15 protein-coding genes and 1 pseudogene are annotated in these 22,942 nt (G+C 70.3%); 13 read left to right on the plus strand and 3 right to left on the minus strand.

What is annotated here, in order from left to right; translation table 11 throughout:
* The 5 genes from AC5RWQ_RS02645 to AC5RWQ_RS02665 form a co-directional block, all read left to right on the plus strand.
* Positions 1-1,057, plus strand: a 1,057-nt coding sequence (locus AC5RWQ_RS02645) for a hypothetical protein (protein WP_494281154.1), incomplete at its 5' end; no start/stop codon positions are given.
* Between the two features lie 230 nt (positions 1,058-1,287).
* Positions 1,288-1,794, plus strand: a complete 507-nt coding sequence (locus tag AC5RWQ_RS02650) for a transposase (RefSeq protein WP_494281155.1) — start codon at positions 1,288-1,290, stop codon at positions 1,792-1,794.
* 1,031 nt (positions 1,795-2,825) lie between these two features.
* The gene (locus AC5RWQ_RS02655; RefSeq protein ID WP_494281156.1) at positions 2,826-3,671 is read left to right on the plus strand and encodes a hypothetical protein; all 846 of its coding nucleotides are present in this window, start codon (positions 2,826-2,828) and stop codon (positions 3,669-3,671) included.
* Positions 3,672-3,844: 173 nt separating this feature from the next.
* Positions 3,845-4,429 (plus strand): tyrosine-type recombinase/integrase, encoded by a 585-nt coding sequence (locus AC5RWQ_RS02660; protein WP_494281157.1) that lies wholly within the window; start codon positions 3,845-3,847, stop codon positions 4,427-4,429.
* Between the two features lie 187 nt (positions 4,430-4,616).
* Entirely contained in the window at positions 4,617-5,420 is an 804-nt protein-coding gene (locus AC5RWQ_RS02665; protein ID WP_334491437.1) for an HAD family hydrolase, read from the plus strand.
* Between the two features lie 14 nt (positions 5,421-5,434).
* Here the strand turns inward: AC5RWQ_RS02665 and AC5RWQ_RS02670 are convergent, their stop codons facing one another.
* Positions 5,435-6,181, minus strand: coding sequence for a Fic family protein (locus AC5RWQ_RS02670; protein ID WP_494281158.1), 747 nt, complete (start codon positions 6,179-6,181; stop codon positions 5,435-5,437).
* A 195-nt stretch (positions 6,182-6,376) separates the two neighbouring features.
* On the opposite strand from AC5RWQ_RS02670, the gene acs reads away from it, so the two are divergent.
* The 8 genes and pseudogenes from acs to AC5RWQ_RS02710 all read left to right on the plus strand — a co-directional run bounded on the left by acs (position 6,377) and on the right by AC5RWQ_RS02710 (position 19,431).
* Positions 6,377-8,341, plus strand: coding sequence for an acetate--CoA ligase (acs, locus tag AC5RWQ_RS02675; protein ID WP_494281159.1), 1,965 nt, complete (start codon positions 6,377-6,379; stop codon positions 8,339-8,341).
* Positions 8,342-8,610: 269 nt separating this feature from the next.
* A complete protein-coding gene (locus tag AC5RWQ_RS02680) occupies positions 8,611-11,403 on the plus strand; it encodes an immune inhibitor A domain-containing protein (RefSeq protein WP_494281160.1) in 2,793 nt (930 codons plus the stop codon).
* Positions 11,404-11,778: 375 nt separating this feature from the next.
* Positions 11,779-14,109 carry an immune inhibitor A domain-containing protein gene (locus AC5RWQ_RS02685; protein WP_494281161.1) on the plus strand — a complete coding sequence of 777 codons (2,331 nt, stop codon included), beginning with the start codon at positions 11,779-11,781 and terminating at the stop codon, positions 14,107-14,109.
* 330 nt (positions 14,110-14,439) lie between these two features.
* Positions 14,440-16,920, plus strand: a complete 2,481-nt coding sequence (locus AC5RWQ_RS02690; protein WP_494281609.1) for an immune inhibitor A domain-containing protein — start codon at positions 14,440-14,442, stop codon at positions 16,918-16,920.
* Positions 16,921-17,017: 97 nt separating this feature from the next.
* Entirely contained in the window at positions 17,018-17,503 is a 486-nt protein-coding gene (locus AC5RWQ_RS02695; RefSeq protein ID WP_494281162.1) for a hypothetical protein, read from the plus strand.
* A 193-nt stretch (positions 17,504-17,696) separates the two neighbouring features.
* Complete coding sequence (locus tag AC5RWQ_RS02700; protein ID WP_494281163.1) at positions 17,697-18,170, plus strand: hypothetical protein; 474 nt, start codon at positions 17,697-17,699, stop codon at positions 18,168-18,170.
* A pseudogene (locus tag AC5RWQ_RS02705) lies at positions 18,164-18,229 on the plus strand (hypothetical protein); the annotation flags it as partial. The gene AC5RWQ_RS02700 and the pseudogene AC5RWQ_RS02705, both read left to right, overlap by 7 nt.
* Positions 18,230-18,498: 269 nt before the next feature.
* Positions 18,499-19,431, plus strand: a complete 933-nt coding sequence (locus AC5RWQ_RS02710; protein WP_494281164.1) for an alpha/beta fold hydrolase — start codon at positions 18,499-18,501, stop codon at positions 19,429-19,431.
* A gap of 4 nt (positions 19,432-19,435) precedes the next feature.
* On the opposite strand, the gene AC5RWQ_RS02715 is transcribed toward AC5RWQ_RS02710, so the two are convergent.
* Positions 19,436-19,801 (minus strand): UCP033725 family protein, encoded by a 366-nt coding sequence (locus tag AC5RWQ_RS02715; protein ID WP_334491480.1) that lies wholly within the window; start codon positions 19,799-19,801, stop codon positions 19,436-19,438.
* Positions 19,798-22,821, minus strand: coding sequence for an SseB family protein (locus AC5RWQ_RS02720; RefSeq protein ID WP_494281165.1), 3,024 nt, complete (start codon positions 22,819-22,821; stop codon positions 19,798-19,800). Before AC5RWQ_RS02720 ends, AC5RWQ_RS02715 begins: the two co-directional genes overlap by 4 nt.
* Positions 22,822-22,942 lie beyond the last annotated feature (121 nt).

The following is a 22,942-nucleotide window of genomic DNA, read 5'->3' on the forward strand; positions in this document are numbered from 1 at the left end:
CGGTCACGGGCCACCCGCACAACATCATCGCGGAACTCACGAGGGTAGGGCTTGGGCACAGCAACATCCTTCCAGCCCGCCACCAGGGCAAGCCATCTCAGATGTCACCTACCGGTGCAGCAGACCCGAGCGCCTCAGCGAGATCGCCGCCGAGGCCGAACGGCCGGTCTACTACCTCGGTCCGCAGTTCCGTGATTGGCCGCTAACCGAAGTGGGCGCGGACGACACCGGCCGGGTCGACGCGATCTACGGGACATGTCTCGCGGCCGTTGACGGGTGTTCGCCCCCGGTCGACGTCATCAATCAGCGGCTCGACTTCTCAGCGTGGAGTATGGCCGTCGGTTGCAGGCGCCTGCCGCCGGTCCGTGGCGTCCCAGCAGTGCACTTCGGCGGTGCGCTCGTCCTGCTCACCGGTGACTCGCTGGTCACCGTCGCCGTGACCGGTGATGACACGGCGACCGCCGTCGCCGCCGCGGAGCAGCTGCGCGAGGTAGGTGCGGAGCTTTCCCGTGCGGCACTTCCGCCGCCGGACACCGTGGCCCTGCATGTCGTCGAAGCTGCCTGCGGGAAGAACCCGGGCGACACCGGTCGCATGGAACCCGAAGAGGGATCGGAACCGGTCGGGGATATGCAGGTGCCTGACTTCACCGTGGCCCGGCTCGGCGGCGGTGACCTCCGTTGGGCGGCGTACCTCGGCAAGCCCGTGGTGGTCGTGGTCGGTGACGTGCCGCACGTGCTCACAGGGATTCAGCGCGTCCTTGCGCTGACCACCAGTCCCCGGCCGGCCGTCATTGGCCTGGTATGGAAGCCGTTCGGGTCCAAAGACGCCCCGGCACCAATCGCGGAGATCGAGCAGGAGGCCGGCCAGGTCACCGTTCCAGTTGGTTATGCCGCGATCCCTCGGCCGGCAGTCTGGTTCTTCGACATGGCAGAGGTCGACGCGGCGCAGTCAGGCGTGATCGCGTTCGTCAACGCCGACGGCGCCGTCATCCGCCATGTCCGAACGGACGCGCCCGACGACGCCATATCCGCCGCTCTAGACAGGCTCGCACGCTGACCGGCATGCCTGCCCATCGCGCGAGGGTTGCAAGCCAGCCTTGCTGGAGGCCCTGCGACACACGGTTGAGGAAGGCGGTTGCGGCCGGTTACGTGAAGGGGCCCCTGAGCAGCGGAAATGCCTGCCAGGCATGCCCTGATGCCCGAGATCGTTCCGCGCATAGTCCGGATCTTGGCCGGTCTCCCTCTAGGCGTGGTGGGGCCAGTGACCGTCCGGCCGATTTTTCATCGATGCGGACCGAAGATACGTTTACCTGGCCAAGCGGATGGGAGGACCCCGTGGAGCAACCGGAGCGAAAGCGATCGGCCCCCAAACGTGGCGAGGCGTTACGAATGGTAGGCGCGGGCGTTGCTGTCAACCGCGTTGCTCAGGACCTTGGAATCAGCCCCGTGACTCTACGAAATTGGATATCCACCGAGCAGGCGCGCCAGGAGCGCGCGAAGCACGGAAATCCAGACGCCGCGCCCCATGACTGCCCTGACTGTGGGCGTCGGACGAAGGTCAACCTCCGGACGGGCCTGCTTTACTCGCACAGCCGTCCTCACCAGACAGAGATTTGTCCCGCGTCAGCTTCCGCTGTACGCCCACCCCAGCTGGAAAGGGACAAGCCGCCAACCCTGCCTCCTCTACGGAGGCCGCCCGAGCCAAAGCCGAGCAGCCCGCAGTACTACGACGGACCTTCCCAGAGCGTTCCGGCAAGGCCGAGTGGGCTTCCAAGCCTCGGAAAGCGTCGCTAGATCGGCCTCCCGGTCAGGCTCGTGGCCAGCGCCAGTGCGGCGGCCCGCTTGTGCTGGCCACCTTGACATCTCGTTTACAAGCTCTGTGCGCCTTGTCCGCCAGCGTCGGTGCCCGTTCGCCACCTCGGGCAACCGTCTGCGGACTGCCGACCACGGCCGTCCTCGTCCATGCCCGTTGCTGTCGGCGTGGCTGTCAACTCGACCGCCTGATCCCTTGTTGGCGACGGCCTGGCTCGGAGACATCAGGCGTCGGTGCGAGTGGTCGAGACGAGCTACCCGCTTTGGCGGCTGGCGGCCTGTGGCCGGCCCGCAGGATCCCACGGGCCGGCCACTGACGGGTCGGCGGAGAGGACGTTGGATCAGTGGTTCTGCGTCACCTGGAAGCAGGCGACGTCATACTGCGATACGGACTTGGGGTTCTTCGAGTTCTGCGGCTGTTCCCCCGCGTAGTGTTCTCCGGCGACGCCGTTCTCATTGAACGGGGAACCGGGCGCGTTGGCCGAGGCACCTGGCCTCATCGTGGCGTTATCGTCGCCGCACTCCCGTGTTGGCTGGCCCGGAGTGTCGGGGGGTGCGGCGGAGGCCGTACCGCCGGTCCCTACGAGCGCGGCCGCGAGTACGGCACCACTGGCACAGAGCACGGCGCGACGCGCGAAGGTCCTCATGTATTCATTCCTCCTCGTGGTGTGAACAGCCCGGAGTCAAGCCCGCGTCAGTGCGCACGACCGTTCTCGCGAGCAGCCGGGCAAAATGACCGGCCGGCCGAGCCCAAGTCTATGGCCGGTTTGAGGGTTTTTGAGGGGCTTTGCGGGGTTTACGGTTGACTCGGGCCCGCCCGTCGCCTGCCCGCAGGTAGGTGACCGCTCGCTGCACGGAGCGTCATATCCTCGTCGCCCTCATCTCGATCAGGGACGGCGTGTCAACGGCTGGTTCGCTGCCCTCGACCAATGTTTCAACCCCGGCCGCCGTACTAGAGTCCACCGGAGCTGGCGCAATCTGGCTTGGTTTGGGCTGTGGGGAAGGATGACCCTGTGGGTGTTCTGAGCGCGGTCGGCCGGCTGCAGTGGCGCGGCTGGCTGCTGCTTGCTGATTGCGCTGCGGTCGTCTCGGTCTCGCCGTGGCATCGGTTGGGTTGGTCTGGGGCGTGGTTCGGCGTCGTGGCAACGGCATTGCTGTGTGGGCCGCTGTTCGCCTGGCTGCTGTGGGCACGCACACGGCGGTGGGGCTTACCGGTCGGAGCGGCGCTGCTCGGTGTGCTGGCCGCGGTGCATCTGACGTCGCAGGTCTTCCTCGCCGGGCCAGTCCGGCCGCCGATGGCCGACTGGGGGATCCCGTTCGTGGGGTTCGCTGGCGCTACGTGCCTGGTAGTCGGGGCGTGGCAGGAGTACGTGTTGCGCTCAGAGCGCAGGGTGTCGACGACCGCTGACGAAGAAAAGGATCACAAGCGCTGGCCTGCTCATCTTGGCACCGCTGCCATGCTGGCGGCAGCGGTCTTCTCCGCGTGGGCGGCCTACCAGCTCGCTCTGGGCGACGGCGCGGAGGCCGAGGCGAAGGTCGAGCCCTACCGTGCGGAGGTACTGCCGCTGCCCGACGGGTGGACTGTCCTCGACGAGCAGAACAGTTGTGGAAGCGGCGGCTGCTATGGGCTGACGCTGACCCTGACTCGTGAGAGGACTGGCGGTGATCCCGCCGGCCAGCTACGCCGACAACTCCACGACCACGGCTGGTCGAAGGAGTGCGAGCCGGTCGGCGGCCTCCTGCCAGTCCTCCGCTTCGTCGACTGGGGCGGCCACTGCTTCTCCGTCGAGGCGGTAGGCCCCACCACAGCGAAAATCGAGATCGATGTCCATGCCGGGTGGCCGCAGGGGCATGCGTGACCTGCAGACTCTCTGCTGACTCCACCTCACGATGCATGGCCGGTGTGCCCCGCAAGTCGTGGTCCTGGCCGCAGTCCTGAACCTATGGACTGCCGGCGAGCCGGCCGGATCGGCTGCGGTGCGAGGTCATCCGCGCTGCCGGTGCGCTTCTCGGTCCGGTTCGGCTGGCACGGTTGCTGTACTTCGCTGCTGTACTGCCGGCATCAGACGAGGCGCTGGATGCGGATCTTCGGGCGCTCGTTCTTGAGGTGGCCTTGCTTGTGCTGGCGGACCTGCTCGTCCCAGAGTTCACCACCGAGCGGGAAGCGGTCGCCTGCGTCGCCGCCAAGGCTGCGGGCGGCATGCGGTTCCACGACCTCCGGCACACCTACGCCACCTGGCTGGTCACCGACGGCGGCCCGGTCAACCTGGTCCAGCGGGTCATGGGCCACGAGCAGGCGTCCACGACGCTCAACCGCTACACCCACACCCCGGACGACTACGCCGCTCGGGTCCTGGCTGCCTTCGACAGCTCTGCTGCCTCTCTGCTGCCTCCGGCCGGTGAAAACGCCGCCGGAGAGTGTCTTGGACGACGAAGGAGACGCCCTGTGAGCTGGGCCGGCGTACTACCCCGGAATAGGGACGACCCCCGTCGGGGGGAGACGGGGGTCGTCGGGAGGTTCGGCTCCGGGGGGGTTGAGCCGAACCCACTCAGCGGCCGCGGGGGGTGCAACCGCCGAGGGTCTGCCACATATCCGTGTCGCGAATACTCGTGGTGAGGACAAGCATGCCCGAGCAGAGTGTTCACGTCGAGTGGTGTCAGCCCCACTCACGGCGAAATTATGGTCGCAGAGTGTGACAGCCGTCACGTTGCGCAGTGGTGCTGGGGAGGGGGCCCGCAGGTCGAGAGGGTTACTGACCCCGGGCACCCGCCGACGATAGACCATCGGGCTAGACTTTCGCGCCGTGGGCCGAAGTGCCGCTTTCTTCGATCTGGACAAGACCGTCATCGCCAAGTCGAGCGCCCTGGCGTTCGGTCGGCCGTTCTACCGGGACGGGCTGATCACCCGGCGGGACGTGGTCAAGTCGGCGTACGCGCAGCTGATGTTCCGGCTGGGCGGCACCGACGAGCAGACCATGGCCAGGACCAGGGACTACCTCGCCACGCTCTGCAAGGGCTGGCAGGTGGAACAGGTCCGCCAGATCGTCGCGGAGACGCTGCACGAGCTGATCAACCCCTACGTGTACGCCGAGGCGGCCGTCCTGATCGAGGAGCACCAGGCCGCCGGCCGGGACGTCGTGCTGGTCTCCGCGTCCGGCGACGAGATGGTCCGCCCGATCGGCGAGCTGCTGGGCGTCACCGACGTGATCGCCACCCGGATGGCGGTCGAGGACGGGCGCTACAGCGGTGAGGTGGAGTTCTACGCGGCCGGCCCGAGCAAGGTCGAGGCGGTCAGTGAGCTGGCCACCGCCCGTGGCTACGACCTGGCGGACTCGTACGCCTACTCCGACTCGTACAGCGACCGGCCGCTGCTGGAGTGCGTCGGGCACCCCAGCGTGGTCAACCCCGACCGGGCGCTGCGCAAGCTCGCGGTGGAGAACGCCTGGCCGGTGCTGGAGTTCCGGCACCCGATCCCGCTGGGCCGGCGGCTGCGGGAGCGGCCCGCCGTGCCGGTCGCCGCGGCGGCGCTCGGCGTCGGGGTCGGGGTCGCCATCGGCATCGCCTGGTACGGCCGGCACCGCCGCGGCCGGGTAGCCCCCGTCGCCTGACCTCGCGGGACCGATCAGGCGGCGGCGAGGATCTCGTCGCCGATGACGGTGAGCTGGTCGGCGCCCACCTCGACGGCCGCCATGTAGTGCCGCAGCCAGGAGCGCAGCCCGTCCGGGGTGCCGGTGGCGAAGGCGCCGGCCGCGCCGACGTACTCCGGCTCCCGCTCGCGGTGGCCGACGTCGACGGCGACCAGGCCGCGCGGGTCGAGGCCACGGGACATCAGCACCAGCCGGGCGGCGGCCCGGGCCACCACGCCGGACGGCCCGGCGAACGGCCGCAGGTTCAGCAGTTCGCCGTGCACGACGGCAGCCAGGACGAGCGGGGAGACCTTCGTCCCGCCGGCGACCAGTCCGGCCAGCCCGTCCAGCCGCGCGCCGACCACCGGGTCGGAGACGGGGCGGCCCAGCTCGGACTCGGCCACCACGTCCCGGGCGGCGAGGACGTGCAGCTTCGCCAGCGCCTGCCGGGGGGCCTTCGGCCACAGCTCGGTGAGGCCGGGCAGCGCGCCGGCGACCCGGAGCGCGCCCTGGAGCACCGGCTCGGTCACGGTGCCGGCGCGGACCGCCTCGCGCTCGTGGTCGTACCCCTCGAGGGCGGCGCTGGCGACCGCGGACCGGAGGCTGGCCTCGGCCGCGACCTGGCCGCCGTGCCGGCGCAGTGCGCGGTGCCGCATCGCCTGGTCGACGTGCTCGCGGGCCCGCTCGACGGCGGGGGCGATGTCGGCGAGCGCCAGCAGCGGGGCGAGTGGGTCGGTGGTCACCCCGCCACGCTAGCGACTCGACCGGTCGGGTCGGGTGCCACCCGCCCGCAAGGCGACCCGGACCACCCGGCCGTCGAGCGCGCCGGGGCGTCCGCTGAGCGCGTGACCGGGCACCGAGTTGTCGCGGGCGTCGAGCCCCCCGACTAACCTCAGCCGGGTAGGAGACGCAGGTCACCCCGGAGAAGGAGTCACCGCATGAGCGAGGCATTGGCCAACCTGCTGAACGAGACGCGCCAGTTCCCGCCGCCGGCCGCACTCGCCGCGGAGGCCAACGTCACCGCCGACGCGTACGCGGAGGCCGCCGCGGACCGGCTCGCCTTCTGGGAGAAGCAGGCCGGGCGGCTGGCCTGGGCGAAGCAGTGGGACCAGGTGCTCGACTGGTCGAACCCGCCGTTCGCGAAGTGGTTCGTCGGTGGCCAGCTCAACGTGGCGTACAACTGCCTGGACCGGCACGTGGAGGCCGGCCGGGGCGACAAGGTGGCGATCCACTGGGAGGGCGAGCCGGGCGACACCCGCACCCTCACCTACGCCGACCTGCACCGGCTGACCTGCCAGGCGGCGAACGCGCTGACCGAGCTGGGCGTGACCGCCGGTGACCGGGTGGCGATCTATCTGCCGATGATCCCGGAGGCCGCGGTCGCGATGCTGGCCTGCGCCCGGGTCGGAGCCACCCACAGCGTGGTCTTCGGCGGGTTCTCCGCCGACGCGCTGACCAACCGGATCCAGGACGCCTCCGCCAAGGTGGTGATCACCGCCGACGGCGGCTACCGGCGGGGCAAGCCGTCGGCGTTGAAGCCGACGGTGGACGAGGCGGTGGCCAACTGTCCGACGATCGAGCACGTGCTGGTGGTTCGCCGCACCGGTGAGGACGTCGCCTGGTCGGCGAAGGACCACTGGTGGCACGAGACGGTGGAGACCGCGCCGGTCGAGCACACCGCGCAGCCGTTCGACGCCGAGCACCCGCTCTTCATCCTCTACACCAGCGGCACCACCGCCCGGCCCAAGGGCATCCTGCACACCACCGGCGGCTTTCTCACCCAGGTGGCCTGGACGGCGCACGCGGTGTTCGACCTGAAGCCGGAGCAGGACGTCTACTGGTGCACCGCCGACATCGGCTGGGTCACCGGGCACTCCTACATCGTGTACGGCCCGCTCGCCAACGGCGCCACCCAGGTGATGTACGAGGGCACCCCGGACACCCCGCACAAGGGCCGGTTCTGGGAGCTCGTCGACAAGTACCGGGTCAGCATCCTCTACACCGCGCCGACGCTGATCCGGACCATGATGAAGTGGGGCGACGACATTCCCGCCGGGTACGACCTGAGCTCGCTGCGCCTGCTCGGCAGCGTGGGCGAGCCGATCAACCCGGAGGCGTGGATGTGGTACAGGCAGCACGTCGGCCGGGGTGAGCTGCCCATCGTGGACACCTGGTGGCAGACCGAGACGGGCGGGATCATGATCTCGCCGCTGCCCGGCGTCACCGAGGCCAAGCCCGGCTCGGCGATGACCCCGCTGCCGGGCATCAGCGCCGACGTGGTGGACGACCAGGGGCAGTCCGTGCCGAACGGCGGCGGTGGCTACCTGGTGCTGCGCGAGCCGTGGCCGTCGATGCTGCGCACCATCTGGGGCGACGATAACCGGTTCATCGAGACGTACTGGTCGCGGTTCCAGGGCATGTACTTCGCCGGTGACGGGGCGAAGAAGGACGACGACGGGCACATCTGGCTGCTCGGCCGGGTGGACGACGTGATGCTGGTGTCCGGGCACAACATCTCCACCACCGAGGTGGAGTCCGCGCTGGTCAGCCACCCGTCGGTGGCCGAGGCGGCGGTCGTGGGCGCGACCGACCCGACGACCGGTCAGGCGATCGTCGCGTTCGCCATCCCGCGCGGCACCGCCGACGTCTCGGGCGAGGCCGGCGAGAAGCTCATCGCCGAGCTGCGCAACCACGTCGCGAAGACCCTCGGTCCGATCGCCAAGCCCCGGCAGATCATGCTGGTGCCGGAGCTGCCGAAGACCCGCTCCGGCAAGATCATGCGCCGGCTGCTGCGGGACGTGGCGGAGAACCGCTCGCTGGGCGACGTGACCACGCTCCAGGACTCCTCGGTGATGGAGCTGATCTCCTCCGGGATGGGTGGCGGCAAGTCCGACGAGGACTGACGGCAGGCGTACCCCCGAGGTGGGTGACGGTCCGGGCGGACCGTCACCCACCGTCGTTTTCTGACGGGTACGCCTCGGATCGCGCGGCCTGCGTCACATCGGTCGATCGGGGAGATCGGAGAAGCTGAACGGACACAAGGGCACGCCGAACCCTGTCGTTCATCTTCTTTCTCATTTAGTTTCACGCAGGTCGGGACGGTTCGATGGACGTCACATCGATGATGTGCGCCGCCCGGCTCCTCCTCCCCATGCCCGAGAAACGGAGCGGCATGAACACATTTCCGCAATCCGGGTCGCGCCGACGCCTACTCGTCGCGCTGCCCGCCATCGCCCTCGCCGCCACGTCACTGACCGTGACCGGTAGCGCGGCCGCCCAGTCCGCCGGCCCGGCCGGGGCCACGATCGGGGCGGACGAGTTCTACATCAACTACGCCGAGCCCGAGGTCCAGCCGGACAGCGGCGGCAAGGAGGTCAAGGGCGCCGACGGGATCTACACCTCGGCGGCGGACGAGGCCCGGACGTACGACCGCAAGTTCGCCGGGGGCAACCCGGTGACCGCGGGGCAGCTGGCCAAGCTCGAGGCCAAGGCGATCAAGACCGGGCAGAACCCGCGTCAGATCAAGCAGGCCAAGGGCACCCAGACCGCCAAGCTGCTCACCCTGCTGGTGGAGTTCAACGACCAGGCGAACGACGACTTCACCGACGTGTACGTCCCCAAGACGGTCTTCGAGGACCGGAGCTGTGTCCTCGGCACCGTGCAGAACGGGCCGAAGCACAACGGCATCCCGGACCCGGGCACCCTGGCGCACGAGGACAACAACTCGATGTGGGTGCCGGACTTCTCCTCCGAGCACTTCGACAAGATGCTCTACACCAAGGAGGGCATCACCGAGCGGGTCCGCAAGGACCTGACCGGGCCGGACGGCAAGCCGGGCATCGACATCGCCGGGCGCACCATGCACAACATGTACCTGGAGATGTCCAAGGGCGCGTACACGGTGGACGGGCAGGCCAGCCCGTGGATCACCGTGCCGCACTCCGAGGGTTGGTACGCGGCCTCCCGCTGCTTCCAGGACGAGAACGGCAACTGGGTCGCCGGGCGGCAGCAGTCGATGAACGGCCACCCGGACAACCCCCAGGGTGCCGGCCGGCTGGCCACCGACGCGGTCGACGCACTGGCGGCGCAGGACCCGAGCTTCCCGTGGGCCGACTACGACATCGAGGACCAGGGCGACCGGGACGGTGACGGCAACGTCTTCGAGCCGGACGGCGTGATCGACCACCTGGTGCTGGTGCACGCCGGCCAGGGCAAGTCCCGCGGCGGCGGCGACCAGGGCGTGTACGCCGTCTGGGCGCACTCCTCGTCGGTGGCGGGCGGCTACACCATCCCGGGCACGAACATCAAGCTGTCGAACTACATCGTGCAGCCGGAGGACGCCGGCGTCGGCGTCTTCGCCCACGAGTTCGGTCACGACCTCGGCCTGCCCGACCTCTACGACACCTCGGGCAACGCCGACTCGGACGTCGACTTCTGGGACCTGATGGCCTCGGGCTCGCACAACGGCGAGATCTTCCAGGCGCTGCCGAGCCACATGGGTCTCTGGGACAAGTGGGTGCTCGGCTGGGCCGACCCGCTGAACTTCACGCCCGGCTCGGACGCGAAGGACGTACAGCTCGGCCAGACCTCCCGGACGCCGTCCGGCACCAAGGACGGCATCAAAATCAACCTGCCGAACAAGGTGATCACGTTGGCGCAGCCGCACAGCGGCGCCAACATGTGGTACACCGGCGCCGACCAGGACTGGGCGGACATCAAGCTCACCCGTCAGGTGAGCGTGCCGGCGGCGGCCGACGCGAAGTTCTGGATGTGGAACAACTACGTCATCGAGGCCGACTGGGACTACGGCTTCGTCGAGGTCTCCACCGACGGTGGAACCACCTGGTCGGAGCAGAAGGTCTACGACGCCACCGGCAAGGCGGTCACCACCCCCGACGGCTACGCCGACCCGAACGGCCGCATGGTCGACTTCGGCGGCAAGAAGTACGGCCTGACCGGTGACAGCCACGGCTGGCGTCACGACTACGTCGACCTGTCGGCGTACGCGGGGCAGACGGTGCAGCTGCGGCTGCGGCAGGCCACCGACGAGGCCTTCCTCGAGCGGGGCTGGTTCGCCGACGACTTCTCCGTCACCGGTGGCGGCACCACCACCTGGAGCGACGACGTCGAGGGCGGCGCCAACGGCTGGACCCAGACCGGCGGCACCTTCACCGACACCACCGGGCCGGGCTGGCGCGTCGACATCGGCACCCAGACCAAGGCGCACTACTACCTGGCCGAGTGGCGCAACTTCGACGGCTTCGACAAGGGCCTGAAGTACGCCTACGACACCGTCTACTCGCACGAGGCGTGGAAGGTCGACCGGATCGCCTACAACGCCCCGGGCATGCTGGTCTGGTACCGGGACACGGTGCTGGGCGACGTCAACCACGTCACCGCGCAGATGACCGCGCTGCCGAGTTACGGCGCCAAGGGCGGCCTGCTGGTCGTGGACTCGCACTTCGACCCGTACCGCCGGCAGGGCGAGGCGGCCGTGAAGGACCCGTCGGTGCTGGACAACCTGCCCAGCCGTCCGCAGTCGGCCAACGCGGCCTTCTCGCTGGGTTCGACGTACCCGTTCACCGAGTGCCTGGAGGCGGCGGACGAGTTCTACAGCGAGTACTGCACCAGCTTCGGGGCGCAGGCGCCGGTGTCGATGTTCAGCGACGCCAGGGGCTGGTACCCGGGCATCGAGATCCGCAACGGCGGGGCGTACGCCCGGGACAACGACGCCTCGGTGGTCATCCCGTCGCGGGGCAACGCGAAGTACACGACCCGGGTGGTGAACCCGGACGGCACCCCGGCGTCGGCGTACTACGGGGCGACCCTGGGCGGCGGCGCGATCGTGCTGGGTTCCGGCAACCCGGGTGACCTGGGCGTGAGCTACGGCGTCACGATCACCATCCTGAAGGCCGCGAAGGACAACTCGTACGCCACGGTGCACGTGACGCCGGCTACGAACTGATCCGTACGGATTTGTCCCTCGGGACACACGGCGGGGCCCGGCTGTGAGCACACTGCTCGCAGCCGGGCCCCGCCCTCTTACGCGCCCGAGCATCTCTCGACCAAGACGTGTGACATTTTTGCGGGCTGCTGCGCTCCCCTATAGGGACCCCATAACCACCATCACGCTAGGTGATCGTGGCCGAAACGTAATGTGAATGGATCACGTTTCGGCGCACCCTTTGGTCCCGTTTTGCCCGCTAATGATGGCCGGCACCTCACGTATTTGACTCGTGACAACTGTCAAATCCTCTGTCATCGTGAGTGACGCATCACATGACACTTCCGACTGCGGTCAGTCGCGTCATGTAACAGGTTCCACAAAGGAGGAGGACCTTTGAGGAGACGAGTCACGGCGGGCCTGGCTTCGGCCGCGGCCGCGCTGCTGGCGGCCGGCGTCGTTACGGCCCCGGCTTCCGCTGCCCCGGCGGCGGAGCCCACCACTGGCGCCGACAAGGCGAAGCACGGCAAGGACAACCTCCCGGATCCGAAGTCGGATCAGCAGCGGGAGCTCAAGAAGCAGGCCATCGCCGACCTGCTTCAGGGCAAGGCCAAGCTTCAGACGCGCAACGGCTCGAAGGTCATCCAGGTCAAGGACGACCTGTTCGTCGAGTACCAGCAGTCCCCGAAGACCGACCCCATCTTCACGATGCTGGTCAACTTCGGCGACAAGACCGACCCTCGGGCGGGCGGAGCCGCCGGTCCGGTGGTCAACCAGATCCCCGAACCGGACCGCAACTGGGACGGCAGCGCCACCGACAACAACAGCACCCTGTGGCGGTCCGACTTCAGCCGCGACCACTACATGGACATGTTCTACGGTGAGGGCGAGTCGTTCAAGGACTTCTACCTCAAGCAGTCCGGTGGCCGGTACACCGTCAGCGGCGACGTCAGCGACTGGGTCACGGTGCCTTACAACGAGGCCCGTTACGGTCACAACGACGACCCGGCCAACCCGAACGACAACATCTCGGAGGCCGAGGGCTACTGGAACTTTGTCCGGGACAGCGCCACGTCCTGGTACAACGCCCAGGTCGCCGCCGGCAAGACCCAGGCCGAGATTCAGGGTTACCTGAAGCAGTTCGACGTCTGGGACCGGTACGACTTCGACGGTGACGGCGACTTCAACGAGGCCGACGGCTACATCGACCACTTCCAGGCGGTGCACGCCGGCGAGGGCGAAGAGGCCGGTGGCGGCGCCCAGGGCGAGGACGCCATCTGGTCGCACCGCTGGGCCGCGTTCACCAACCTCGAGGGCAGGGCCGGCCCGTCCGGCAACCTCGCGGGTGGTGTGCAGATCGGTAACACCGGGATGTGGATCCGTGACTACACCACGGAGCCGGAGAACGGTGGTCTGGGCGTCTTCACCCACGAGTACGGTCACGACCTCGGTCTGCCGGACCTGTACGACACCGCGGGTGGCGACAACGGCGTCGGGTTCTGGAGCCTGATGTCCTCGGGTTCGTGGCTGAGCCACGGCACCGACGACATCGGTTCGACCCCGGGTTACATGGACCCGTGGTCGAAGCTCTTCCTCGGCTGGCTGAACCACTCGACGGTCGACTACGGCAAGGGCAGCACCCAGGTGACGCTCGGCCCGGCCGGCGACAGCGACGGGCCCAAGGCCCAGGCGGTCGTCGTCAACCTGCCGAGCCAGACGCAGACCACGAGCTACAACACGCCGTTCGGCGGGGCGTACGAGTGGTGGGGCGGCAGCGCGGACGACCTGAACACCACGCTGACCCGCACCCTGGACCTGACCGGCGCGACCACCGCGTCGATCACGTCCAAGCTGCAGTACGACATCGAAGAGGACTACGACTACCTCTACGCGGAGGTGTCGACCAACGGTGGCACCACCTGGGCCGACCTGAAGAACAACCTGGTCGACTCCGGTGACAGCGGCATCGACGGCTCCAGCAACGGCGCGTGGGTCGACTCGACCTACGACCTGTCGGCGTACGCCGGTCAGACCGTGCTGTTCCGTTACCGCTACGCCACCGACGGCGGCGTGCACTTCGCCGGCGCGTTCCTGGACAACATCTCGCTGAACAAGAACGGCACCGTCGCGTGGACCGACGACGCGGAGACCCTCGCCGCCGAGTGGACCGCCAAGGGCTTCACCCGGATGGGTGGCTCGGTCACCGACACGTACCCCCGCTTCTACATCGCGGAGAACCGGACCTACGTCGGCTACGACGACACCCTGCGGACCGGTGGGTACAACTTCGGCTGGGGCAACACCCGGCCGGACTTCGTGGAGCGGTTCTCGAACCAGCCCGGCCTGCTGGTCTGGTACGTGAACTACGCGTACGGCGACAACAACACGTCGGCGCACCCGGGCTACGGCCTGAACCTGCCGGTCGACGTCCGGCCGGGCCAGATCAAGGTCGACGGCCAGGGCACCATCAGCAACCGGCGTAACGGCTACGACGCGACGTTCAGCCTGTACGCCAAGCCGGCGCAGACCTTCCACAAGAACGGCGTGGCGGTCACCGTTCCGGCGCTCGACCCGAACCCGCTCTTCACCGACAGCGGGGCGAGCAAGTACTGGAACAGCAGCAACCCGTGGAACTCGGTGAAGGTGGCCGGCACCGGCACCAAGATCGAGATCCTTCAGCAGGGCACCAACCCCACCGACGACATGGTGGTGAAGGTCAGCAACTGACCTGACAGTTAACAGAGGGGCCGGTGGCGGAGACGCCACCGGCCCCTCCTGTTTTGTGTGGTGCCGCAATCTGATCGAGATCTGTCACTGCGGTCTCCACCCGCGGAGGTCCGCGCAGCTCACGACCGTTGATGAGCGGCACCGGTGTGACGGTGAAAAGCATTCCCAACAAAAACTTGCTACAAATCGACGCGGCTGTCTTCCCACCCGTCACGGGAGTGTCTATCTTCACCAGTGGTCCCACTGGCCGCATCAGTGGGACGTTCACCGGCCCCTACCCCCGTTGGGCCGGTTCCCTCACACCGGAGGTACCACGTGCGCAAAGTCGCAGTGGGTCTGCTCGGGCTATCGCTGACGGCAACGGGACTGGTGGCGGGCACGTCCGCCAGCGCCGCGCCGACGCCGAAGCTGCCGGCGGCCGCCCCGTCGGTCACCGAGCCTGCCCAGGTCGACCACGATCTGCCCAACCCGCTTGAGGAGAAGCGGCGGGCGCTGCGCCAGGAGGGTCTCAGCGAGGTCCTTTCCGGCAAGGCCAAGGCGCAGAGGATCAACGGCAGCACGGTCGTCAAGGTCGGTAAGACCGCGACCAACGCTGCCGGCGAGAACACCCGGACGGCGACGGCGGCCAACGCCGGCGCCGCCCGTACCGACCAGTACGTCGAGCTGGAGCGTGAGCGCTCGGACCGGATCTTCGTGATCCTGGCCGAGTTCGGCAACGAGCGGCACCCGTCCTACCCGGACAAGGACATCGACCCGGCCACCGCAGGGCCGACCAGGTTCGACGGTCCGCTGCACAACCAGATCGACGCGCCCAACCGGGCGGTCGACAACTCCACCGTCTGGCAGCCGGACTACAGCGCGGACCACTACCGCAAGCTGTACTTCGGCACCGGGCAGGGCGACGAGTCGCTCAAGCAGTACTACGAGGCCCAGTCGTCCGGCCGGTACACGGTGGACGGCGAGGTCACGGACTGGGTCAAGGTCAAGTACAACGAGGCCCGGTACGGCCGGTCCAACGACAACCCGAACGACGCCAACGGCGACGACCCGGCTGTCTGCGCCCAGACCACCTGCCAGAACACCTGGGCGCTGGTCCGGGACGCGGCCAACCAGTGGGTCGCCGACCAGAAGGCGGCCGGCAAGTCCGACGCCGAGATCGCGGCCGACGTCAAGTCCTTCGACCAGTGGGACCGCTACGACGTCGACGGCGACGGCAACTTCAACGAGTCGGACGGCTACATCGACCACTTCCAGATCGTCCACTCCGGCGGCGACCAGGCCGACGGTGACCCGTACCAGGGCGAGGACGCCATCTGGAGCCACCGCTGGTACGCGTACGCCACGGACCAGGGTCAGACCGGTCCGGAGCAGGCGCGGCTCGGCGGTACCCAGATCGGCAACACCGGCGTGTGGATCGGTGACTACACCGTGCAGCCCGAGAACGGCGGCCGGAGCGTCTTCTACCACGAATACGGTCACGACCTGGGTCTGCCGGACGACTACAACACCGGTGCCAGCGGCGACAACAGCCAGGAGCACTGGACCCTGATGGCCCAGAGCCGGGTCAGCGCCAAGAACGACGCCGGCATCGGCGAGCGTGGCGCCGACCTCGGTGCCTGGAACAAGCTGCAGCTCGGCTGGCTGGACTACGAGACCGTCGTCCCGGCCAAGCAGGACGCCCAGACGATCGACCTCGGCCCGGAGGAGTACAACTCCGCCAAGGCCCAGGCCGCGGTGGTCGTGCTGCCGCAGCGCAGCTACAGCTTCGACAACGGCAAGCCGGCCGAGGGAACCAAGCAGTACTTCTCCGGCAACGACGACGACCTGAACACCACGATGACCCGGACGTTCGACTTCACCGGGAAGTCCTCCGCCTCGCTGTCGATGAAGGCTCGCTACAACATCGAGACCGACTACGACTACATGTACTTCGAGGCGTCGCTCGACGGTGGACAGAACTGGGCGGCTCTGCCGTTCAGCGTCAACGGCACGCCGAAGACCGACGGCAACGGCCGCAACGCCCTCGACGGTGACTCCGACACCACCGGTGACGGAACGCCGGACTGGGTCGACCTGACCGTGCCGATGGACGCGGCGGCGGGCAAGGTCGTGCAGTTCCGCTACCACTACATCACCGACGGCGGCGTCTCCTCCGGCGGCTTCTTCGGTGACGCCATCACCGTGACCGCCGACGGGCAGACCGTCCTCTCGGACGGCGCCGAGGCCGGTGCCAACGGCTGGGCCCTCAACGGCTTCAGCATCGTCGAGGAGACCTACACCCGGCTCTTCGACAACTACTACATCGCGGGCAACCGGTCGTACGTCTCGTTCGACCAGTACCTGAAGACCGGTCCGTACTTCTTCGGCTACGCCAACACCCGGCCGGACTACGTGGACCACTACGCCTACCAGCAGGGTCTGCTGATCACCTACTGGAACCTCCGGTGGGCGGACAACAACACCATGCCGTACGACGCGGTCAACAACCCGGGCGGTCACCCGGGTGAGGGTCGGAACCTGAACATCGACTCCCGCCCGAAGCCGCTGTACAACCTGACCGGCAACGCCTGGCGGGCCCGGGTGCAGATCTACGACGCGCCGTTCAGCCTGAAGAAGGCCGACTCGTTCACCCTCCACGTGAACAGCCAGCCGCAGTACATCCGCGGCCAGGCCGCTGCCCCGCTGTTCGACGACAGCAAGCAGTACTGGTACGCGGAGCTGCCGAACCACGGTGTCAAGGTCCCGAACAACGGGGTCCAGATCCGGGTTCTCCAGCAAGACGGCACCTCGATGAAGATCCGCATCTCCTGATCGAGGTACCACCAGCACCACACGATGCCCGGGCGGGTCACCGCCCGGGCATCGCCCTTTCCGGGAACCCCGGCGGCCCCGGGTACGTCCGACCGGGGTGACTCCTCGTACCGCCGGACCGCTCGCCCTGATCGCGCTGGCGCTGCTCGTCCCCCTCGCCGGCTGCGCCGGGAACGGAGGCCCCGTGTCCGACGACCGGATCCCGCCCACCCCACCCGCCTCGGCCACGCCCGCGTCGCCGCCGCCCACCCTGCCGGCCGAGGCGGCGTCCGGCACCCCGGTCGCGCCCGAGGGCCGGCCCACGCCGCTCTCCGCCACCGCCCTGCCCACGCTGCCGCGACCGGCCGGGCCGCCCAAGGAGCCGACCGACAACCGGCCGACCGACCTGATCGCCGGTCGGATCACCCGGGGCGGCACCGGCCCCTGCTACACCCTGGTGGACGAGAACGAGCGGGAGTACGCCCTCTACGGCCCCGACGCCGGCGAGCTGAAGCAGGGCAGCTTCGTCACCCTGCGGGTGGCGCCGCGCACCCCGTCGGTCGACTGCGGGCCCGGCGTCCCGATGCGGATCGTCACCGGGTAACGGTCGGTAGCATCGCCGGAACGGTCAGCACAGGACCGGGAGGCGGTCAACAGGGGTACGGACGATTGACCACCACGGCCGAGCCAACGACGGCCTTCGCTGTGAGGCGGTGGGCCGGCTCCGACGGCGAAGGCCGGCGGCACCGGGCGGACCGGGGCGCCACCACCGCCACGCGGTCCACGGGGGTGGTCACATGTCCGGTGAACTGTTGTCCGACGAGGTCGAGCGACCGTCGATCGTGGTCGCGCCCACCGGTGGGCCCGCCACACCCAGGGAGATGTCGCTCCTCGACGAGCTGCGGCGTTCGATCTCCGCGAGCCAGCGCGACCTGCACCGCGCGCAGCGCCGGCTGACGGGGACGCACGCCGAGCTGGAGTGGTGGGAGCGCCAACGGTCCGCGGTGACGACCGGGCGGCCGGACGGGATCGAGGTCGTCCCGGACGGGCCGGAACTCCTCCGGCTGTCGGCGCGGCTCTGCGCTCGGGAAACGGGCGGCTGCCGGCTCCTGCACGGTGAGCGGGTCGACGGGCCGGGCGACGCGCACCCGCTGCTCGCCGTCGGCGGCTCGGGGCACCGCAGGACAACAACGGCGTCCACTTCTCCCCGCCGTTCCCCGCCTACGTCTCCGGGCACGCCACCTTCGCCGGTGCCGGGGCCGGGATCATGAAGCGCTACTACGGCACCGACGCGGTGACCTTCACGGCCACCCCCGAGGATGCGCACGCGTCCGGCGTGCAGCGCACCTTCACCGGCTTCTCGGCCGCCGCCAACGAGAACGCGCGAGCCGGGTGTACCTCGGCGTGCACTACCAGTGGGACGCCGACGCCGGGCTGGCCACCGGTGACTCCGTCGCCAACCGGGTGTTCAGCACCTACCTGAGGTGACCACGGACGGTACGGGCCGGCGGGCACTCCGTCGGCGCGTACCGTCGCGTCGTTCGCCCACGACGGGCGGGGCGGGCCGCGCCGGTGACCTCGGGTCCTAGGCTGTGCCCCATGACCGAGCAGCGTGGCGGACCCGTCGACGAGTCCTGCGTCCTGACCGAGGGGCCGTGGACGCACCGTTTCGTCGGCGCGAACGGCAGCCGCTTCCATGTGGTCGAGGCGGGAACCGGGCCGATGGTGCTCTTCCTGCACGGCTTCCCCGAGCACTGGTGGGCGTGGCACGAGATGCTCCCGGCCGTCGCCGACGCCGGCTTCCGGGCGGTCGCCGTCGACCTGCGCGGCTACGGCGCCAGCGACAAGCCACCCCGGGGGTACGACGGCTACACCCTCGCCGCCGACGTGGCCGGCCTGATCCGGGCCCTCGGCGAACGGTCCGCCACCGTGGTCGGCGCGGGTGCCGGCGGCATGATCGGCTGGACCGCCGCCTCCTTCCACCCCACCATGGTCCGGCGGCTGGTGGTGCTCGGCGCGCCACACCCGCTACGGCTGCGCGCGGCCATCTTCGCCGACCCCCGCGGGCAGTTCGCCGCCGCCATGCCGGCACTGCGGTTCCAGCTGCCCCGCTACGAGCACGTGCTCACCCGCAACGACGCCGCCGCCGTCGCGGAGATGCTGCGCAGCTGGGGCGGGACGGCCTGGGTGCAGGGGCCGGAGTTCGCCGCGTACGCGGAGCGCTGCCGCGAGGCGATGTGCATCCCGCAGGCCGCCTTCTGCGCCCTGGAGGGCTACCGGTGGGCGTTCCGGTCGGCGGTACGGCTGCACGGTTACCGGTTCGTCCGGCTGATGCAGAAGCCCCTGGTCACCCCGACCCTGCAACTGCACGGCGCGGACGACGTCGCCGCGCTGCCCCGTACCGCCCAGGGCTCCGGCCGGTACGTCCTCGCCCCGTACGAGTGGCGGCTGCTGGACGGGGTGGGGCACTTCCCGCACCTGGAGGCCCGGGACCTGGTGCTCGGCGAGATCCTGCGCTGGACGAAGTCCTGAGCCGTCAGACCCGCTGCTCGCGCAGGTCCACTACCTCGGCGGCGGGCGCCCAGCCCTGGTAGACGCCGAAGTCGAAGACCTCCAGGCCCATCGAGCGGGCCACCGGCCAGCGTCCGCCGGTGTACTCGACCCGCAGCCACCCCTCGTGCTCGCCGAGGACGATGAACGGCTGCCCCTGCCACGTGCAGGTGGTCCGGACGTACGCCAGCTCCTCCACCTCACCGACCGGCACCACCCGGACGTGCCGGCCGGGGCGTACCTCCTCGAAGCCGTCACCCGGCTCGGGCTGGTAGATCCGCACGTCGTCGACGTCCGGGCTGGCCTGGTACTCCCGGCCGCGCCAGCGGGCCACGTAACCGTCCCGCATCAGGACTCACCCACCTGTCGCCAGAGCAGCGCGTCGGCGTCGAAGATGGCGATGACCCGTTCGGTGCCGTCCGAGCCGACCCGCCAGAGCTGCGCGCCGTGCGGCAGCCGGGCGCTGTCCACCTTGAACTCGGCCACCACGTCGCTGCTCTCCCCCGGCGCGAAGCCGTTGCCCCGGAAGGGCGCGCGCTCGATGACCCAGCCCTCCATCGCCCGCATGGCCGCCTCGTTCTGACCGCCGTACGGGATCCGGTAGAGGCTGGGCCGGTACGCCGGCCAGCGGAGCAGGTAGATCTGCTCCGCGTCCCGGGCGAAGGGCGAATCCGGGTAGCCGAGGCCGAGCGCGCTGTGCAGCTGGGCCGGGGTGGTCAGGTGGGCCAGCTCGCCGGCCCGGTGCACGAAACCGGAGACCCGGTCGTAGCCGCGCTCCAGGTAGTAGGCGAGCTGACTCGGCGCGACCGCCTTCTGCATGACCACCGGACGGGACGGGTCGGTGGCCGTCGGGGCGTACCGGCTGCGTTCGGCCGGCTCCTCGGCGGGCGCCGCCGGCTCGACCTCCGGGTCGTCGCCGAGCCCCACCTCGGCGGCCCAGCTGGCCAGGTTGACGATCTGCTCACCGGGCAGCTTCGCGCCGACCGGGGTGCCCGGGTTGACGGCGAACCACCAGTTCTCCTCCGGCCAGCGCCGGATCAGCTGCACGAACCGGACCTCGATGGTCTCCACCGGCTCCCCGGCGTGGTCGGCCAGCCGCTCGGGCGAGGTGTGCACCACCACGTACGGCTCACCGTCCAGTTCCTCCGTACGCCACACGAAACCGGGCTCGCCGGGGCGGCTGCCCGGTGCCGAGTCGGGCGAGACCGGAAGCAGCACCCGGGCCAGCAGCAGGGTGGAGAGGAAGGTGTCCGTGCTGCCGCTGCCGGCGGCGTCCAGCAGGTCCTCCTCGACCTCGTTGGCCGGCTGGAACGCCACCGCGTCGACGGAGGGTCCGGTGGCCGGCGCGGCGTCCGCATCCCGTCCGGCGGAGCCGCTCGGTGCGACCTGGGCGACGGTCGGCGGGGCGGCCTGCGCGGCGGTCGGTGCGGCGGCCTGCGCGGCGGTCGGTGCGGCCTGCGCGAGAGTCGGTGCGGCCTGGGCGGTCGGTGCGGCCTGCGCGGCGCCGGCGGACGGCGTGGTTCGCAACGTCGGCTCCGGGCCGGCGTCGTCCGGCGTGACACCGGCCGCCGGAGCACCGTCGAACGGCAGCCACCCCGGGCCGGGGTCCGGCGGCGTCCCGTTCGCGGTCCGCGGCACGGTCGTGGGGCCGGCGGACGCGGCGCGCTCGGCGCGGACCGGCTCGGTCGTCGCCGGGCCGGAGTCGACCGGCCCGTTGCTCGCCGGCGCGCCGCCGAACCTCCCGGTGCTCGCCGGCGCGGTGCTCGATGGCGTAGTGCTCGACGGCGTAGTGCTCGACGGCGCGGCGTCGACCGGGCCCGTCGTCGCGGGCGCGGTGGGGAAGGCGGCGCCGGCGGGGAACGCGATGCTGGCGAGCTCGGCGTCCACCGGCCCCGGCCGGGAGCCAGGCGCCGGGGAGGACGGGGCGGACACGTCGGCCGCCTCGTCCTTGACCCTGGGAGCGCCGACGGTCGGCCGCCAGCCGAAGGCGGCGGTGACCGGGTCCGGCTCGTGCGGCCCCGGCAGATCCCGGGATTCGATGATGGTGCCCTCGATGACGATGGGCGAGAAGCCCCGACGCGGCGCCGGAGGGCCGGAGACCGGCTCGGCGATCGAGGCCGGCAGCTCCTCGGCGAACGACGCAGGGGCGGCCGGGGAGACCGGCCGTACCGTCGGGTCGGGCAGGCGCTGGGTCTGCTCGTCAGCCGGTGCCAGGGTGCGGCGGGGCAGCACCTGGGTCGCCTCGGCCGCGGACGGGTCGAGCCGGAACGCCCGGGTGGGTTCCTCCGCCAGCGGGTCCGGCCGGCGGTCGGCCGGCGCGGGCGCCGGGATCGGCTGGGTCGCCTGGTCGTCCACCCGGAACGCCCGGGTCGGGTCGTCGTCCACCTGGAACGCCCGGGTTGGGTCGTCGTCGGGCAGGTTCGTCGCAGGCCGGCGACGGGGAAAAGGCTGGCCGCCGAGGCCCGGTCGGGGCGACGGGGCAGCGCGGTCGCCGGCGCGCAGCGGGTTGTCCCGCGGTGACCGGACCGCCCCGCCCCGCCCCGGGGCGGGCTCGAAGAAGGAGCTGCGACCGTTCGCCGGACCGGTCTCCTCCCCCAGCGACCGACGGCGTAGCGGGGAGGGCCGGAGCAGGTCGGTGGGGCCCCCCGGGGCGGCGGAGACCCGGCCGTTGCCGGCGCGCGCTCCCCCGTCGACCGCACCCGCGTCGTCCGCGTCCGTGGCGGACCCGGGGGAGGCCGGCGACGTGCCGGGTATTCGGACGGCTGCGGGGTCGGAGCGGCCCTCCGGGACGGCGCCGATGGCCGTGGCACCGGACGCTGCCGCGCCGGCCGGCGCGGCCGGGCGCGGCGGTGTCCAGCCGCCGGTCGTGGGAATGCCGGCCGGCGGAGCCGACGAGGGCTCCTGGCCGGGGGCGGCGTCGCCCCGGGCCCGGGCGAGCGTCTCGGCCCGCTCCAACCGGGCCCGCGCGCCCATCGTGCGGCCGGGCAGGCGGACGTCCCCACGGGAGAGCTGGGAGACGAACCACGCCGGCAGGTACCCCTCGACGGGCAGGCCCGGGTTGACCGCCAGCCACCACTCGTGGTGCGGCCAGTCGGTGGCCAGGTCGGCGAACGCCCGGCGCCGGCTGGGCCCGACGGTGGCGCCGAGACAGGCGTGCAGCGCGGCGGTCGAGGTGAAGGCGAGCACGTGCGTACGCCCGCCGGTGGTCCAGGTGCCCCAACCCATCGGCGCCTCACCGGCGAGGGCCTGGGCGGAGACCGGCAGGAACAGCTCGGTCTGGGCCAGGATGCGGAAGTACAGCTCCTGGTCGTTGGCCTGGAGTGCGTCGCGCATCGCCGTCTCGGCCTCGGTAGCCGGCTCCCAGTCGGTCACGGCCACCTCTCCTCCCGCGAACAGGCCATAGGCATCGCGTACAACCTACAAGGTGGTAACAAGATCACAATGGGCCGAGCGGCGGGCGGCCCGCCCGCCGCACGCCGAGGAGATAACATTC

This window comes from Micromonospora sp. BS32 (assembly GCF_059089345.1).